The organism is Nitrosomonas sp. (genome assembly GCF_019752415.1).
Classification (GTDB): Bacteria; Pseudomonadota; Gammaproteobacteria; order Burkholderiales; family Nitrosomonadaceae; genus Nitrosomonas.
Genome location: NZ_JAIEME010000047.1, coordinates 1 through 17743, shown reverse-complemented (window position 1 = coordinate 17743; position 17743 = coordinate 1). Strand labels below are relative to the sequence as shown.

General features: G+C 47.8%; 10 protein-coding genes. 8 read left to right on the top strand and 2 right to left on the bottom strand.

The genetic code is table 11. The annotated features are described in order from the left end of the window. Nucleotides 1-11: 11 nt before the first annotated feature. From K2P83_RS08670 to K2P83_RS08635, 8 genes are all read left to right on the top strand, one after another. On the top strand, nucleotides 12-3665 hold the full coding sequence (locus K2P83_RS08670; protein WP_292928286.1) for an N-6 DNA methylase: 3654 nt from the start codon (nucleotides 12-14) through the stop codon (nucleotides 3663-3665). 9 nt (nucleotides 3666-3674) lie between these two features. Further along, complete coding sequence (locus K2P83_RS08665) at nucleotides 3675-4832, top strand: PDDEXK nuclease domain-containing protein (protein ID WP_292928284.1); 1158 nt, start codon at nucleotides 3675-3677, stop codon at nucleotides 4830-4832. Further along, on the top strand, nucleotides 4825-7050 hold the full coding sequence (locus tag K2P83_RS08660) for a hypothetical protein (RefSeq protein WP_292928282.1): 2226 nt from the start codon (nucleotides 4825-4827) through the stop codon (nucleotides 7048-7050). The genes K2P83_RS08665 and K2P83_RS08660 overlap by 8 nt, the downstream gene beginning before the upstream one ends. A gap of 34 nt (nucleotides 7051-7084) precedes the next feature. After that, the gene (brxL, locus tag K2P83_RS08655) at nucleotides 7085-9139 is read left to right on the top strand and encodes a protease Lon-related BREX system protein BrxL (RefSeq protein ID WP_292928280.1); all 2055 of its coding nucleotides are present in this window, start codon (nucleotides 7085-7087) and stop codon (nucleotides 9137-9139) included. 45 nt (nucleotides 9140-9184) lie between these two features. Continuing rightward, on the top strand, nucleotides 9185-10222 hold the full coding sequence (locus K2P83_RS08650; protein ID WP_292928278.1) for an SIR2 family protein: 1038 nt from the start codon (nucleotides 9185-9187) through the stop codon (nucleotides 10220-10222). 167 nt (nucleotides 10223-10389) lie between these two features. Continuing rightward, nucleotides 10390-11982 carry an ATP-binding protein gene (locus tag K2P83_RS08645; RefSeq protein ID WP_292928276.1) on the top strand — a complete coding sequence of 531 codons (1593 nt, stop codon included), beginning with the start codon at nucleotides 10390-10392 and terminating at the stop codon, nucleotides 11980-11982. Then, complete coding sequence (locus tag K2P83_RS08640; RefSeq protein ID WP_363279480.1) at nucleotides 11940-13238, top strand: DNA repair exonuclease; 1299 nt, start codon at nucleotides 11940-11942, stop codon at nucleotides 13236-13238. The genes K2P83_RS08645 and K2P83_RS08640 overlap by 43 nt, the downstream gene beginning before the upstream one ends. A 7-nt stretch (nucleotides 13239-13245) precedes the next feature. Continuing rightward, entirely contained in the window at nucleotides 13246-16704 is a 3459-nt protein-coding gene (locus K2P83_RS08635) for a YhaN family protein (protein ID WP_292928272.1), read from the top strand. Between the two features lie 182 nt (nucleotides 16705-16886). Here the strand turns inward: K2P83_RS08635 and K2P83_RS08630 are convergent, their stop codons facing one another. Both K2P83_RS08630 and K2P83_RS08625 read right to left on the bottom strand, forming a co-directional pair. After that, complete coding sequence (locus K2P83_RS08630) at nucleotides 16887-17018, bottom strand: hypothetical protein (RefSeq protein ID WP_292928270.1); 132 nt, start codon at nucleotides 17016-17018, stop codon at nucleotides 16887-16889. Between the two features lie 12 nt (nucleotides 17019-17030). Further along, a complete protein-coding gene (locus tag K2P83_RS08625; RefSeq protein WP_292928268.1) occupies nucleotides 17031-17543 on the bottom strand; it encodes a hypothetical protein in 513 nt (170 codons plus the stop codon). Nucleotides 17544-17743: the final 200 nt, after the last annotated feature.

The window sequence follows — 17743 nt, the reverse complement described above, 5'->3', positions numbered from 1 at the left end:
CAACCTAGCCCATGAAACTTTCCGAACACGTCAAAACCATCCGCGAGCTGATCTATAGCGCATTTGTTAACCAATTTGCCCGCTTAGGCATTACGGCAGAAACCCAGCGTGATCTGGCGCTCGATCCAGAAGCCATGGCTGCACGCAATAAGCTGGACGCCATTATAGCCAATCACATTGAAGAAACCGGTTCCTATCAAGGTGCCTATGAAAAGGCGTTGGATGAATACACATTTACGCTCTTCAACCGGCTAGCCGCGCTCAAGGTGATGGAGTCCCACCGGATGTTTCCGGAAGTGATTACCAAACGAGTTGAAAATGGCGGACGCTCTTTCGGTCATCGGGCATGGCTGGAGGAAAATCCGGCAATGGCAGCTGATGAACTCGAAGGATTGCTGCCGTATATTCGCGATGCCTTTGATGCGTTGGGGCGGGAAATCCGGCTTTACTCTCAGGAAAGCACTTACGACATGCTGCCCTTTGTGCTCGACCTGAATGTCATTATCGGTGCAGTGAATGCCGTCGAAGAAGATAAAGACGTGGGGGCGGAAATCTGGCAGTCGGATGACATTATGGGTTGGCTTTATGAAAGCTATAACCTGTCCAAAAAGCAAGCATTCAAAGATTCCGGCGCCAAAATCGAATTCGATAAGGTATCGCTAACTTCGCAAATCTACACCCCAAGATGGGTAGTGGAGTTTTTGGTCAACAACTCGCTGGGTAAGCTCTATCTGGAGATGTATCCCGACTCTGAAATCAAGCGGCGATACAAAATTGCCAACGCGCCTGCCTCCCGAGTCCGCACACCCAAGTCGTTACACGAAATCCGCCTGATTGATCCGGCCACCGGCTCGGCTAATTTTCTGTTGTATGCTTTCGACTTTTTCTATGCGCTTTATCAGGACCAGATTGACAACTACGGTGAAGACTACGAAGAAGACGATATTCCCAAGTTAATTATCGAGAACAATCTTTATGGCGTGGATTTGGATGATCGGGCTATTCAGATTGCCCAGTTGGGGCTTTATATCAAGGCGCTGCGTAAGAATAGCCGGGTACACATTGAAAAATTCAATGTGGTGTCATCGGATTTTTATTTGCCGGATTTTGATGTCGTCGCGGAATCGTTTACCGATAGTTTGGCCAAAGATCCTCTTCAAAAGCAGTTAATTAAGGAAATTTGGGCTGATCTTCAAGGGGCTTATCAGTTTGGTTCGTTGATTCGAGTGGAAGAACGGTTCAATGCCAAGTTTGGCGAAATCTACGAGAAGATGAAGGCGCCTCAAGGCGATATCTTTGCCACCGGCGAATACTTGAGTATCGAAAAGTTCAAAGATCAATTTTTCAGTGATTTGCATAATGCGGTTTCTGTCTATAGCCAAAAGAGTGGCAATGCTTTTCTCCAAAGTAAATCCAATGATGCCATAACTTTTCTTGAAATTCTGATTCAAAAATATGATGTGGCGGTGGCGAATCCACCATATACCGATTCAGGGGATTTTGGATCCGAATTGAAGGGATTTATTGAGGAAAATTATAAGAAACCCCATGGATTTCATACCAATTTGTATGCAACTTTTATTAAGCGCTGTCTTGAATTGACAAAGGATGACGGCCTATTTGCAACCATTCATCCTCACACTTTTATGTTTATTAAGACATTTGAAGGAGTTCGTGAATATATAATTAATAGTTATCATATTGATCTGCTTGTAGACTATGGACAAGATCGAATCAATCTCTTTCGCTCTGACATAAGCCTTGATGCTACTTTTTACATTCTGAGGAAAAATAAATTAGATCAACCAAGTGTATTTTTAAATATTACTGAAAATATTCAAGAGAAAAACAAGTATGGCGTTCTGAATGATGTTTTTAATAATTTACTTGGCGGAACAAATAATCCAAGAATATTCACTATTAACCAAGATAAACTAAAAGTCATTAATTCTTATCCATTTATATACTGGTTAAGTGACATATTTCGAGAGAAGTTTTCTGGTGGTGGACTCTCTAAATATTACAAAGACATTAATGTTGGCATGCAAATTCCTGGCGGGAATGAAAGGTATTTGCGATTGTGGTGGGAGCACAATCTATCGGATGCATATATGCTTTATTCAAAAGGAGGGGCATTCAAAAAATGGTATGGTAATCTGTGGTTAACAGTCCCAAAAAATATTTTACATAAATTATCATCAACAGAAACAAATCGGCAAAAATTATTAGCTGTTACATGTGGCCGACAGTCATCAAAAGGCGTTTCATTTCGAATAAAGTATTCTGACACTTTGGTTGATAATGGAACGATGAATCTTTTTCTAAAAAAAGAAACTGAAGCATATTTTTTTCTGGGATTACTTAACTCAAAGGTATCTTCCTATGTATTCAGGTGTTTAAATCCAACAGTAAACAAACAAGCAGGTGACTTAAAAAGGATACCGAATTCAAAGCCAGAATCTGAAATTCTTTCATCTGTTACAGTATTATCTAAGGCGTGTGTCGAAATAAATAAAAAGTTGGGTTTTTATTCAATAGTTGAATCATTTCAGTTTAAATCGCCTTTATTAATGTTTCCGGAAATGCATTTAAACTTTCGTCTTTTGTGCTTTCTATCCTATGAAAACCACCTTCTCACTCAAGTCCTTCTCAATGAAGCAATAATCAACGAAAAAATCTTCGAAGTCTACGAACTGACCCCAGAAGACAAAGAGATGGTTCTTGCCAAAGAGGGTAAAACTATCGGCGGATTTCCAGTTCTCTCAGAAGCTCGCAGCGCCTACCTTGCCGATATCGAAGCGACAAAAGAGTTTCCGTTAGACAATATTCGTGCGTTCATAGAGTCCCTACCGGCATTTACTCTGGATACGCTACAGATTTCAGAACTTTTTGCAAAGTTTGAGAATCTGTACCAAAGCAACAACGACCTTGAAGAGTTTTGTATCCGTAATCAAATCAATCCGATCAATGTGTGGTACCTCTTCAAGCAAAGTGGAGTTCTTCCTGTTCAGCGGACAAAGACTATTGCTTTGGAGTTCTTGGCAGATATCGTTCGAGAGATATTGAATGAGGATAATGACGGCGTCGTTCCGCTAGTTCGCAACGCTGGAGAAGAGATTCTCCTTGACCGTATAGAAAAAAAGTTTATTGAAAAGGGCTTTTCATCGGCTCAGTATTCCACCTTTCCAACCATTCTTGGAAAAGAGCTTAATGAGTATCTGAACAATAACTTTTTTCCAGAGTTTTCAAATTTATTAAATCCTTTTAGACATCTCCCAATGACGCCTTTTATCTGGCATATCACTTCGGGGCAAAATCGGGGCTTTGATGCTTTTGTGATTATCTATAAGTGGAATCGTGACAAACTGTATACCCTCAAGTCGGTTTATATTGAAAAACGTGAGGCAGCGTTACTAAATCGTCAGTCTGACTTACTCAACGAAAAAACCGCTCAGGCCGAAAACGAGAAGGACCTGATCTTTCATCAACTCAAGGAAATCGAGTCGTTGAAGAAAAAAATCGATGAACTGCTGGCCGAAGGTTACGATCCCAAGCTCGACGATGGCGTGGGCAAAAACATTGCCCCACTACAAAAAAAGGGCATGCTGGCCTATGAGGTGTTGAATGCCGGGCAATTAAAGAAATACCTCAACGCAGATTGGTAAGGGGCTTACATGGAGTTTTCGCAATTACTAACCCTGTTTCAGGAAACGCATCAGGAGCTACAGAACCGGGCGGCTCGCTCGGTGGATATTGCTTTGGTGGTTCGAAATTGGCTGTTTGGCTGGTACATCGTCGAATTTGAGCAGGCCGGCGCCGACCGAGCCGAGCTGTACGGTAAAAATCTAATCAACCGCTTGTCGGCCGAGCTTAAAACTCTGGGATTGAAAGGTGTTTCATCGACGAGTCTCAAGCAATGCCGCGCCTTTTATAGTGCTTACCAAAACATTGGTCAGACATTACCTGACCCATCTTCGACGCAAACGACCGATTGGCAAAACATTCGCCAGACACTGTCTGGCGAATCTAATTTAGCCGTAGAGGGTAATCCGGATAGGGTGCGGACACTGTCTGTGGAATTAGCCAGCCGCTTTACGCTGGGTTGGTCGCACTATGTAACCTTGCTGACCGTATCCAATGCCGATGAACGCCGATTTTATGAAATTGAATCTCGTGCCAACAGTTGGGGTGCTCGTGAGCTGGAACGGCAAATTTCGGCATCGCTTTATGAGCGTTTGGGACTGAGTCGCGACCAGGCGGGTATCAAGGAACTCTCGAAAACGGGCTTGGTGATTGAAAAAGCGTCGGATGTCATCAAGAACCCGTATGTCCTCGAGTTCTTGGATCTGGAAGAGAAAAGTGCTTATTCAGAGCATGAGTTGGAAACGGCCATCATCGATAAACTTGAACACTTCCTGCTGGAATTGGGAAAAGGCTTTTTGTTCGAGGCCAGACAGAAACGCTTCACCTTTGAAAACGACCATTTCTATGTGGATTTGGTGTTTTATAACCGCCTGCTGCGCTGCTACGTTTTAATTGATCTGAAACGCGACAAGCTTACCCATCAGGACTTGGGACAGATGCAGATGTATGTCAATTATTTTGACCGCCATGTAAAAACCGAAGACGAGTTGCCGACCATTGGGATTGTGCTTTGCCATCGTAAAAATGATGCGTTAGTCGAGCTGACTTTGCCGAAAGACTCCAATATTTTCGCATCAAAATATCAACTCTATCTGCCGTCCAAAGAAGAATTAAAAAAGCAATTGGAAGCAGCAGCCGGGATTGAACATAAAGACAAATCCGATCAAGAGAGTGATAGCGATGTTTGATAAATGGTTCAATCAGGATATAGACAATGTGCTTGCCAAGCGCAATCAGGTGGTTGTGATTGACGAGTCCGCTCATCTGGATTTGCTGCAAAAAGTTTTACCTGCCAAGTACAAAGTTTTTGTCGTTAATAACGCCATTGAAGAGCTGGAATGTAAGTACACCATCGAAAAACATCACCGGCAGGACAAGGTGGTGGTGTTGACGCCCACCCCTAAAAAGCAACTGACCTTTATTCGGGACTACTGTGAAACCTGCGGCTGTGTTGAGATCAATAAGCTTGAGAATTACTTAACTCAAAAAGTCTTTGACAAGCTGGGACTAAACATCAATCTGGCTTCCGAAAAGCTGAAGGCTGCGGCCCATCAAAGTATCGGTAAGGGGTTGGAATATTGGGACGGACTTTGCCGTGAGGGTGAAGGACGTTTGTTCAATATCAATACCGATATTTTGCCTTTTATTCACGATCCTGAAGGCTTTTGCGCCAATCAAAAACCTGTAGTCATCAAGGCTTTTTTCGAGAGGATCAATATCTGGTTGGGACGAGATCCGATTGACCAGCCGCCGAAGACCTTGGCGCAGGAAGTGGCAGAAAAAATTTTAGGATCACTGCTAGAGAGCAAGCCTGAAAAGAAATACCTGGACGTGTATTCCAAATGGGTCGATTCAAAGTCCTTCGAAGACTCACTGTATCAATATTGTAAAGCGTTGCAGGCCCAACACCAGGTGGTGGAACTGTGGGGCGTTCATCCCGAACATCCTTTTGATTCGGTGGATTTGCGCTGGGTTAACGATATTGCACAGCATCTTACCGACCCTAAATACATCAAAGCCAAACTGCCGCGACTACAGGCCCGCTCCAAAACAGCGATTGGCAGTCAATGGCGCAAAGGGTTGTGGCGACGAATTTTGCAATTGCTTGAGCTTGATACGACAAAGATCAAAGCGATTTCATCTTTGGATGATGCCTTGATTTATTACACCAGCGAACTTTACCCAATCGATACCGCCATCCGGGGTATTTACGAAGAGTTCTGGGGTGACGATGACATCATCCGCCCATTTCAGGCGTTTTATAACGAACTGATGTCGCCTTTCCTGTTCAAGTGGTTTCAAAATTTCGACAGCTATCAGGTAAACCAGAAAGGCTTATTGCTCGACAGGATCCAATCGGCTCAAGGCAAAATTGCCGTCATTGTCGGGGATGGTATCGCCTATGAAATTTCCCAGCGTGTGATTGCTAAGCTTGGAAGTAGCGTCAAAGTGGACAACCAGTTCCGTTGCTGCGGCATGCCCTCGGAAACTGAAAACAATATGAGCTTGTTGTACCGAAATGACGGCATTATCGAGTCTGTGCATAGCAAGCGCGAAGAGTTTCTCCGCGCCCAACTGTCCAAAAGTGTTCGATTTATTCAGCTTGATGATATTGGGATGCAACACCTGGATGTCGAGGTGCTGATCTGTTCCTACAAGGACATTGACGATATTGCTGAAAAACTGCAACACCAGGCCTTGAAGTTTATCGGTACGATCGAAGATACCCTGGCTGAAAAAATTCAGTTCTTGCTCAAAAACGGATTCCAGGAAGTAGTCGTAACCTCTGACCATGGCTTTGTATTGACCGGCATTCTGACGGAAGCGGATAAGGTTGAAGTTCAGTTTACCGGCGAATTTATTAAGGCCGAACGCTATGTTCGTGCGGTGGAAAAGCAAAACATCAGTTCCGACTTCATCGAAATCAAGCAGAGTTATGGTCACTACCAGTACCTTTACTTTGCCAAGGGAATGAAACCTTTTAAAACGCCGGGCAAATATGGCTATGCCCACGGCGGCTTGGCACCACAAGAGCTGATTATTCCGTTTGTGATATTTACCTCGCAAGGTTCGGACGTCCATGATTTGACGGTGTCCATCGTCAATCAAAGCCAGTTGAATGGCGTCGTTGGGGAAAACTATTCCATTCACCTCAAAGCGGAAGAAAATAACGCAGATTTACCCGATGCAGAGCGAAAGGTGCAACTGCTGTTTTTAGATAAGGGCAAGAAATTCAATAAAAGCGACATCGTGACACTGAAAGCCGGTGAACTGATCAAAAAAGAATATGTTTTTGATGGCCACCCAAGTATCGATGTAATTGTGATTGATGCTTTATCCAAGCAGACCTTGGTCAAAGTGTCGGTCACCCAGATTGTCGCCAGAGACCTTGGCGGTCTTCTTTAAAAAGAACATCGACTATGCACAGGATATTGGACTAATGAGTATCGTTTTAGATGAATTGGATGAAAAGCTACTGGAGCATTTTCGGGGCTTTGTCGTTAAGAAGGATTTGGTGCAGTTGCTTAAGGTTGGCGAGAATGTCCCGGTGTTTGTACTTGAATATTTGATCGCCAATTCCTGCTCTACGAATGACGAAGAAGCCATTAAAAAAGGCTTAGATAACGTTAAACGCATACTGAGCGAGCATTATGTCAACCCGGAAGAAAGCGCGTTGATTCACGCCAAAATAAAAAATCAAGGTCGCTACAAGATTATTGACAAGGTCAGTGTTGAGCTTGATTCGAAGAAGGATGTGTATTGGGCCAGACTGCAAAACAGTAACATCAAAAACGCCAATATCAGCGAAAGCCTGGTTCGCCAGCACGAGAAGATGATGCTCGGTGGGATTTGGGCGATCATCGAAATGCGCTATGACCCCGATATCGTCATCGGCTCCACAATTTATCCGTTTGTGGTCGAAGACATTAAGCCTATTCAGTTATCCAATTTTGAAAACGCCAACTTTGTACGCAACAGGTCTCACTTCACCAAGAGCGAATGGATCGATATTCTTTTGCGCAGTTCCGGTATCGAGCCAACGGCAGAGGGAGTCACCGATCGTATCAAGATGCTGATAGTGTCGAGACTAATTCCACTCGTAGAAGCAAATTTCAACTTCATTGAACTGGGGCCGCGTTCTACCGGTAAATCCTATGTCTTTAAAGAGCTCACGCCCTATGCGGTTCTGATTTCTGGTGGCCAGGGAACTGTCGCCAAGTTGTTTGTACACGGTTCCACCGGCAAGGTGGGCGCAGTCGGGCAATGGGATACGATTACGTTTGATGAGGCAACCGACAAGCTCTTCAAGGAAAAAGATGCGATTCCATTGATGAAGGATTACATGGAATCAGGCTCTTTCTCTCGGGCAGGCGCTGGCGGTGAAATTTCGGGCAGTGCATCCATTGTTTTGAACGGTAATATCAATCAACCGGTTGAAACGGTATTGCAGCACTCACATCTGTTTAGCCCGTTGTCCGAAGAAGTGAATAACGACATGGCCTTCCTGGATCGGATCCATTTTTATCTTCCAGGCTGGGAAATGTTGAAGTTTGCACCCAAGCACTTCACCAAGAATTTTGGCTTCAGTACCGACTTTTTCTCGGAATGCCTAAAGTCACAGCGTAAGCAAAATCAAACGGACGTCATCGAGAAGTTTTTTGCACTGGGTCCGCATCTCAAGCAACGCGATACCAAACCAGTTAAGAAAACCGTTTCCGGCTTAATCAAGCTTATCCATCCAGACGGGAATTACACCAAAGAGGATGTGCGTGAATATTTGACCATTGCCCTAGAGATGCGTCGCCGGGTTAAAGAGCAGTTAAAGCGTATTGGTGGCATGGAGTTCTGGGATACCAATTTCTCCTATATCGACAAAGAAACGCAGGAAGAAACCTTTGTCTCCCTGCCGGAAGAGCGCGGCTCACACTTGATCGAAAATTCGCCACTATCGCCTGGTGTTTGCTACACGGCAACCAGTGATGGTGACAATCTGACTTTGATCAAGATTGAAACGGCGGTGGTTGCTGGTAGCGGCAAGCTAAATATTTCCGGCACCAATAATGCCGCACCCAAAGAAGACATTAAGAACACCTACCAATACATCAAGGCTAACGAGAAATCGATCCTCAATGAGCAACACTCGCTGAAAAACTACGACATCTCGATACAGATCACCTCGCTGTTAGGGGCTAATGTCTCATCAGGCATTGGTGCTGCAACGTATGTGGCCATTCTATCGGCTATCTACAAGCGAAACCTTAAACCTGCTCTGGGCGTGCTCGGCAATATTTCAGTGGGTGGCGCCATCGAGCGAGCACTGAACTTTACTGACAAAGTTTCTATGCTGTCCGAGAACGGCGCCAAGATGGTTCTGGTGCCTATGTCCAATATCAATGAGCTTCAAGACTTGCCGCCGACTGTACTGGGTGAAACTGATGTGCCATTTTACGGCAATAATCAGATGTTGATGCAGAAGGTGATTTTGAGTGAATAGGGAAATGGAATGGTGTCATAGCCCGAATAATTGTGAGAGTAGCTCTTGGACATAGATGATCTGAAATTGCATTTACAGCGTCATTTCAGTGATGGCCTTGTTACCGTTATTGGTTCTGGTCTCTCATGTGCTGAAGGTCTTCCAGGTATGGGAGAACTGGCGCATTACCTTAAATCCACAATCGGAGTTGGCTTGGCACCCTCTGATGTGGATCATTGGGCAAAGCTGTTACCACTTATTGAGGCAAAGGGTTTGGAAGCGGCAATGCTTGACTTAGCTCCCACGTCAACATTAGAAGCTGAGATTGTCGCCCGTACCGCAGAATTGATAGCCAAACGAGAGCAGGAAATTATTAGCCTAGTGTTTGCTAGGAAGAAAACGCTCCGCTTCACGCGATTGCTGTCACATCTCCTTAAACCTCAAACCGGACTTCCGGTCGTGACGACTAATTATGATAGGCTCGTCGAAATTGCCGCTGAGGAAGCCGGACTTGGCGTCGACTCCATGTTTGTCGGCCACTTTGCCGGCACATTGAATGAGCAGGAAAGCCGTTTAAGTTTTTTGCGAGAAGTGAATTTGCGAGCCAAGCAAGTGCAACGTCGCTATAGGCCTCGGATCAACATCTTCAAACCCCATGGCAGTCTCGATTGGTATCAGCGAGACGGTAATCCAGTGCGCTACTCTGGCGATCTTCCATCTCCAAGGTTGATTATAACGCCAGGCCTGAACAAGTTTCGCAACGGCTACGAAAGTCCGTTTGATAAACACAGGGAGCGGGCTAATTCAGCCATCGACCGCGCCTCACGATTTTTAATTATTGGATACGGTTTCAACGACGACCATCTCGAAACGCACCTGACGCCTCGTATTCGTAATGGGATTCCTACACTTTTGTTGACTCACTCACTGTCTCCCAATGCGATGAAGCTTGCAAGCGAATGTCCAAATGTCATCGCCATCCAACACGCCGTGGTTGGTACTAGCAAAGGGGCATCCATATTTATCAACAAGGTTGAGAGTCAAATCGCCGACCTTGCCTTGTGGGAACTTGACACATTTATATCCGAGGTACTCGAACCATGACCGAAGCGGCACTCCAGTTTTCCAATGAAGAAAAGATAGGACGGGTCGCATCTGTCGATACCAGTCGCGTCGCTATCGACGTTACCAATTCAGTACTACTCACCCGCATCGGTATCGGCCAGCTTATCGCAATCCGTGGAACGACCGAGCGTGAGTATTTGATTGCGATGACCGAGAGAGTCACGCGCAGCATACGCGAGGAATTACCGGAACAAGGAGAGGATGATGACGTCGTAGCTCCGCTTATCACCGTACCAACAGATATTATTCAGGGCGTTCTGATTGGGACATTCAGGACAATCGAAGGAGCAAAGACAAACACTTTTAAGCGTGGAGCAGACAGTTTCCCGCAGATAGATCGCGAATGCTTCGTGATCGAGGGCGTAAATCTCCAACGGTTTATGGGAATCCTCGGAGCTGGTTTCTCAGAGGATGAACGCTTGAAACTCGGCACTTTCGTTGCCGACCGTTCGGCGGACGCCATCGCTAGTGGTGATAAGTTCTTCCAGCGGCACGCCGCGATTCTTGGCAGCACAGGCTCTGGGAAAAGCTGGGCGGTAGCGCTCATTCTGGAACGCGCTGCCAAGCTCAAATATCCAAATATCATAGTATTTGATATGCACGGGGAATATGCGCCCCTAGCCAACAAAGCAAATGGTGGCTTCGCTGACCGATTCCGCATTGCAGGTCCTGGTGATTTGGAAAACCCTGGCGATGATGTTCTTTTTCTTCCGTACTGGTTACTAAATCGGGACGAAATGCTGTCCATGATTCTTGATCGTAGCGACCAGAATGCACCCAATCAGGCATCACGATTCACATTGCATGTTCGCAATCTCAAGGAACAGACGCTAGATGCCGAGGGCAAAGCCGATACAAAGAAAACATTTACCGTCGATTCGCCAATCCCCTATGACCTGAAAGAACTGGTCGCGCTTCTAAATACTGATAATACAGCAAAGGGCATTGGCGCAAAAGGCGCTCCAGTCAAGGGGGAATGGGAAGATAAGTTGACTCGATTCCTTTCGCGCTTGGAGACCAAACTTGATGACCGCCGCTATGGATTTATGTTCTCACCTCCGACACCTGCTGCAAAATACGACTGGCTCGCTATTCAAGTGTTAAAGCTACTCAAATCAGATGGTGGCTCTGGCATCAAGATTATCGACTTTTCTGAGGTTCCGGCGGACGTGCTGCCTGTCGTCACTGGAACACTAGCGCGCCTACTCTATGACGTGCAGTTCTGGATGGATGGAAGCTCACGTACACCTGTTACGCTTTTGTGCGACGAAGCGCATCTATATCTTCCAGTTCGTGACGATGCAGACGCTGTTCAGAAACAGGCATTGGGCTCGTTCGAGCGCATTGCGAAAGAAGGTCGAAAATATGGATTCTCATTGCTCGTTGTCAGTCAACGCCCTTCAGATGTAAGTCGAACGATCCTAAGTCAGTGTAACAATTTCTTGGCTTTGCGCTTAACTAACGAGACCGATCAAGGGGTTATCAAACGCCTTATGCCTGATTCACTTGCTGGTCTGACCAGTATACTTCCGCTACTCGATACGGGTGAGGCGCTTCTTCTTGGTGACGCTGTATTGTTGCCTAGTCGTATTAAGTTGGATATTCCGAAGGTTCCACCTGACAGCGCGACCCGCGATTTTTGGAAGGAATGGGGATCGGTAAAGCCTGACGACACTGCGATAAGCTCAGCGGTGGAGTGTTTACGGAGTCAGTCACGGAGATCAAAAGGGCTAAGTTAGTGAAATTCATCCATGCGGCAGACATACACCTGGACAGTCCATTAACCGGATTGAGTGCATACCCTGATGCCCCAGTGGAAATGCTGCGCACGGCGACGCGCGATGCTTTTTCCAATCTGGTTACCGAAGCGATTGAGCAACCGGTTGACTTCATGGTGATTGCCGGAGATCTTTATGATGGCACTTGGAAGGATCACAACACGGGCATTTATTTCTGTAAAGAAATGGGGCGCCTGAAAAAAGCCGGCATTCCGGTATATCTGCTGTTCGGCAACCACGATGCCGAAAGTGAGATGACCAAGAAACTGCAACTGCCTGACAACGTCTTTGCCTTCGACACCCGAAAACCCAACACGTTTCGTCTGGATAACCTCAAGGTTGCCCTACATGGCCGCAGCTTTAGGGAAAAAGAGACTTTAGAAAACCTCGTCACAGGGTATCCCGCTCCGGTGCCAGGCATGTTCAATATTGGTGTGCTACACACCGCGCTTGAGGGCAATTCAGCACATGCCAGCTATGCCCCGTGCAGTTTGGATGAACTGCATGCCAAGGGCTATCACTATTGGGCACTGGGTCATGTACATGAACATCAAATATGGGAAGGCGCTTCGACCGTAGTTTTTCCTGGCAACCTCCAAGGCCGTCATATTCGGGAGACCGGACCACGTGGTGCCGTGATGGTAACGGCAGACGAGCAGGGCATTCAGGACATCCAGCGCCTGTTCGTCGATGTTCTGCGCTGGGCCAATCTTGACGTCGATGCTACCGAGTGCAAAACGCTATCGGAAGTAGTATCCAGGATAGGCAAAGCCCTCGACGAACTGGTAGAGAGCAGCCCGTCGACAATTCCTATAGCTGTTAGAGTCACCGTCACCGGCAAAACGTCTGCGCATGGCGATCTTTTCGGACTCGAGTCGCAACTGCGTGCCGAAGTCTTGGCCTTGGCCGTCGCCATGGGGGCGGAGCGACTTTGGATTGAAAAGGTGAGGGTGGCCACCTCGGCAGCGGATGACGGCGAGGCGCTGCGAGCACGTGCCGATGCGCTATCCGATTTACAGGACCTGTTGCAGACCGCTGAGTCTGACGCCGACTTTCTTAAAAGCTTGCAAGATGATCTGTTGGGTTTGGTCAACAAGGCGCCCTTGGAGTTGCAAACGACGGTTCCTTACTTTAAAGCCATCCGCTCAGGCGAGTTGATGGACTTGGTCAGCGAAGTCCGGCCAGGGCTGCTGTCTCATTTAGCCAAGGTGGAGTGAACAGACGATGCGCTTCCACCGCTTGGACCTGATCAAATACGGCAAATTCTCCGACCGCTCAGTAGAGTTTCCCGTGGCCAAACAGGACTTTCATTTGATTGTCGGGCCCAACGAGGCTGGCAAGTCCACCTTGCGGGCCGCCATTGTTGATTTGTTGTTTGGTATTCCGCCGCGTTCCGTTCATAGTTTCCTGCACCCGCTTAACGAATTGCGCTTAGGGGCTTATATTAGCAATACTGCAGGCACGTTTGAATTTCAGCGCGCTAAAGCGCAAAAACAAACCCTGCGCTCGCCAGTGGATACCATCTTGTCGGATACTGCACTGACACCATTCCTTGGGACTGCGGATAGAAGTTTCTTTGATCAAATGTTTGGTCTTGACCATACCCGTTTGGTGAACGGCGGCAATAGCATCCTCAATGCCGAGAACGACGTGGGTCAGATTCTGTTTCAATCGGCAGCCGGCGTTGCCAGCCTGGGCAAAATCCGTGATGCACTGGTCGCCGAGGCGGATAAGCTGTGGGCTCCCCGAAAATCCAATGAACGGACCTATTACATCGCTGCAGATCAGCTCGATAAGGCGACCACCGCGTTAAAGGAAGCCACCGTTCGCACTAAAGTCTGGGTGGACGCCCATAGTAAGGTCGAATCTCTGCAAGCAGCGCTCAGTCATGAGCGCGAACGTCATCAGCAACGCCAAAGCCAGCGCAACAGCCTGGAACGCATCCGCAGGCTAGCCCCATTTCTGATGACCCTAAGGGAAAACGAACAGAAACTGGCTGAACTGGGCGAGGTGATAGAACTGCCGGCAGAGGCCGCGGCCACTCTCGCAACCGCAGAACGCGAGCTGGCTATCGCCCTTGAGCGCCTGGCACTGCGCAATGGCGAGGTTGAAAACCTCACGGAAGCGCTATCTCACATCGAAGTAGACGAAGCCGTACTTGAACTGGCTGCCGACATCACCAAACTGGATAACCTTCGCCTGCAATACAGTGCCTATGAAGGCGATATCGCCCATCGAAAAAAGGAAATAGCCGTGCTTTGGCAAGCGGTTGGTCAAGCCTGCGCCCAGCTGGGCTGGGCCCAAGACACTGAAAGCGCCATTGCCAGGCGCCTACCCACACTGCTGGTCCGGCGTGAACTCAGGCAACTGGTCCGCGACCGTGGCGGCATTTTTCAGACATTACGGGCAGCAGAACAGGCAGAAAAGACCAAGGATTCTGAAATCAAAACCCTATCAGCTCAACTGGCTGAGTTGCAAATGGGCGAGATCAAGCCCGCGCTCCGTGCGGCGTTAGCAAACGCCAAATCATTCGGTGACACCGAAATAGCCCTCCAAAAGCGACAAGCTACGTTGACCAAGACGAAGTCAGCGTTGGACAGTTTATTCTTGGATTTGGGGCAATGGCGCAAGCCCTTACCTGAGTTAATGGCACTACAGCCGCCTAGCCAAGAAAAACTAACCCGTTTGATGCAAGAGCGGCAGGCCCTTATTGCGGATCGAAAAGCTGACTTACTGCGACTAAAAAATCAAACTGCCGAGGTTGCCCGGATTGAATTGCAAATTGCTCAGTTTAAAGCACTGCATCATCCCACGACACGGGAGGCGGTGATAGAAGCGCGGACTGAACGCGATACAGCGTGGGAGGCGATTAAAACGGGTGAGATTGATCTGAAACGTGAGGGACACACGTTTGAGGAGAAAATGACCCATGCCGACCAAGTGGCGGATAGGCGACTCGACGATGTCGAGGAAGCCACCGAACTGCAAAGCTTGAATCAACTGCTGGAACGGGAGCGGCAGAGCCTAACGCTGATCGAAAGCCAATGTTCACAATGGGCAGAAGATCTTCAGCGGTTTGATGACCGATGGGCACAAGAGGCAGTCGGTATGGATTTGGCCGGTATGAACTTAGAGGACATGGGTGCCTGGCTACTTAGGCGGGAGAGGGCGCTGTCTGCTGGAATTGCCTATCAAGAGGCACAGAGTGACCTGGAGTCATTGTGTCAATCAATTGCAGCATCCAGATTATCCCTCGCCAAGGCCTTACAAGAAGCCGGACTTCCTGTGGTCGAGACGGATAGTTTGTCTGTCCTGGGCGTTCAGGCGGAACAGCATATCCAAGCCATCGACAGCGCTAAAATTCGGCATGAAACCTTATCGGCTCAATTACTTGCCGCGCAGTCACTGGCCACAACGTTAAAGCAAGTCACTGAGGATGCGAAAGCGGAGGTCAGCCGCTGGTCTGAGGCCTGGTCTACGACGCTCACCAAGACGGGGTTATCCCCTGACAGCGATACTGGCACGGTGGAAGGGGCTCTTGAGCTCATTGAGCAAATCGCCGAAAAGTTAGAAAAGATGCGGCAGATTCAAGTCGAGCGTATCGACACCATGAATGCTGATCTGAAGGCGTTTTCTATTGAAGCACATCGTCTTGCGCCAATCGTTGCCGCTGAGCTCAAAGATCAGCCGGCCGAGCAAATTGCTCTCACATTAGCCCATCGTTTAGAGCGAGCCCGCGAGTCTTTTACTGAAAGCAATCGGCTTAAGGAAGCCCTGCGTATTGCAAACAGGCAGGTATTGGAAGCCAAAGAATCGAGTCAAACCGCCATGGCGAGTTTGAAACCGTTAATGGAAAAAGCAGGCGTCGACACCACGGCTTTGCTCAATGAAGCAATTGGCCGATCTGACGAACAACGTGGCCTGAATGCAGATCTGGCAGAAGCCAAGGCCGCTCTTGTCAATGGTGGGGATGGTCTGACACGACAGCAAATCGAAGCGGAGATCGATGCAGCAGACCTGATTCAGCTAGCCGCTGAACTCGCACACATCAACGCTGAAATTGCTGATGCCGTGCAGCAGCAAACAACGCTTTCGGCTGACCATGCAAATGCCTTGCGGGCTTTGTCCGAAATCGGTGGATCAGACGCGGCCACACAGGCGGAGGCCCAACGCCAAGAAGCGCTTGCGCAAATGTCAGATGCGGCGGAACGCTATGTCAAAGTTTTTACCGCCGGGCGCTTGCTCCGCTGGTCTATAGACCGTTATCGAGAAGAGAAGCAGGGGCCACTGTTACAACGAGCGGGTACGATCTTTTCGACATTAACGTCCGGATCGTTTAGTAAGCTGATTGTGGATTTTGAACGGGAGCCGATGGTGTTGGAAGGGCTACGTTCCGATGGCAAGCTGGTCGGTATTTCTGGCATGAGCGACGGCACACGAGATCAGCTTTACTTAGCACTTAGACTGGCGGCCCTGGAAATGCATCTGGAACAGGCCATGCCGTTGCCATTCGTCGCTGACGATCTATTTATCAACTACGATGATGTCCGATCAAAAGCGGGGTTTGAAGCACTTAAAGCCTTGTCAGAACAAACCCAAGTGATCTTCCTGAGCCACCATGACCATTTGATTCCGACGGTGCAAGAGGTGTTTGGCAAGCAAGTGAATGTTGTGCTTTTGTGATTGGTACGATGCTGTAAATGATCAAATTGGGAAGTTAACACACCATTTCTTACTAGAAGGCAAATCAAAAATCTGGGCAACGGCTGACTTGTTTCGCGGATGCGGGGTTCAAGAATCCGAACGGCCCTCTTTTATGATGCCGTTTTTTGCGCTGGCGATGATTGAAAGCGCCTACATTTGAATTACGGCTTATTATGTTGCAGCCGCCACACGCTGAAATTATCGAATGTTGCAAAGTGGCCAGTCGGCGCCACTGGAGGGTTTCGATTGGAATTTCTGGCGGTTTTGGCATTGGAACCAGTGGCGGATTTCATCGGGATTCGCAGTTATTCAGTTTTATCGTACTGGAGTCCAGGCGGTGTATCCCAAAGCAATGCTTCTCGGAACCTATATTTTTCAACGGATCGATTAACTTTTAATAGCGCACCTAGCTGCGTCTGAAGATATTGATGAGCGCGCCGAATAACTTTGGGATCGAAACTTAGTATACCTAATGGAATCGGAAATCCTCGCCCTTCTACCAATGGCGCATGCACTGTAACTGCGACCACTCGCTGTGGTACGAGCATTATTTCGAGAATGGTCGGCAAGGATCCATTTTTGGATCGGAGCAGAACATTCTGAAAGGTGAGGGTCAGATGTCGGGGCGTCGGATCAGAAGCGATTGCGAATACGTTTCTCTCTGAAACCGCAATTTCATCAACCTGCGCAATCGAGTCATCCTTCAGGCCATCCAGAAATGTCCCTAGCGCTCTTGATGCACCCCAGGTATTCTGTAATGGAGCCACCCAGAAGATAGAATCGTCAGTCCCATGCTCACGAGGAGCAGCGGAGTTCAAGGCAGCACTTATTCGCTTCCTGTTATCCGGAAGATACAGTGGCCCAATGATACCGATTGTTGGCCGATCCGACCTCAATTCGCCGGCGCGTACAGCTGTCTCCCTGAAATAGCGCTGAACGCTTAGACCACTACGTGAGGTGTGCTGTCAAAAATGGAGTCCATGTGTTTAAGCAGCGACTAGATTTGCATAGTATCGCT

Excerpts from the sequence above, each read along its gene's own strand:
- K2P83_RS08670 (WP_292928286.1), top strand. The coding sequence starts at position 12 with ATGAAACTTTCCGAACACGTCAAAACCATCCGCGAGCTGATCTATAGC.
- K2P83_RS08665 (WP_292928284.1), top strand. The coding sequence starts at position 3,675 with ATGGAGTTTTCGCAATTACTAACCCTGTTTCAGGAAACGCATCAGGAG.
- K2P83_RS08660 (WP_292928282.1), top strand. The coding sequence starts at position 4,825 with ATGTTTGATAAATGGTTCAATCAGGATATAGACAATGTGCTTGCCAAG.
- brxL (WP_292928280.1), top strand. The coding sequence starts at position 7,085 with ATGAGTATCGTTTTAGATGAATTGGATGAAAAGCTACTGGAGCATTTT.
- K2P83_RS08645 (WP_292928276.1), top strand. The coding sequence starts at position 10,390 with ATGACCGAGAGAGTCACGCGCAGCATACGCGAGGAATTACCGGAACAA.
- K2P83_RS08635 (WP_292928272.1), top strand. The coding sequence starts at position 13,246 with ATGCGCTTCCACCGCTTGGACCTGATCAAATACGGCAAATTCTCCGAC.
- K2P83_RS08630 (WP_292928270.1), bottom strand. The coding sequence starts at position 17,018 with ATGAAATCCGCCACTGGTTCCAATGCCAAAACCGCCAGAAATTCCAAT.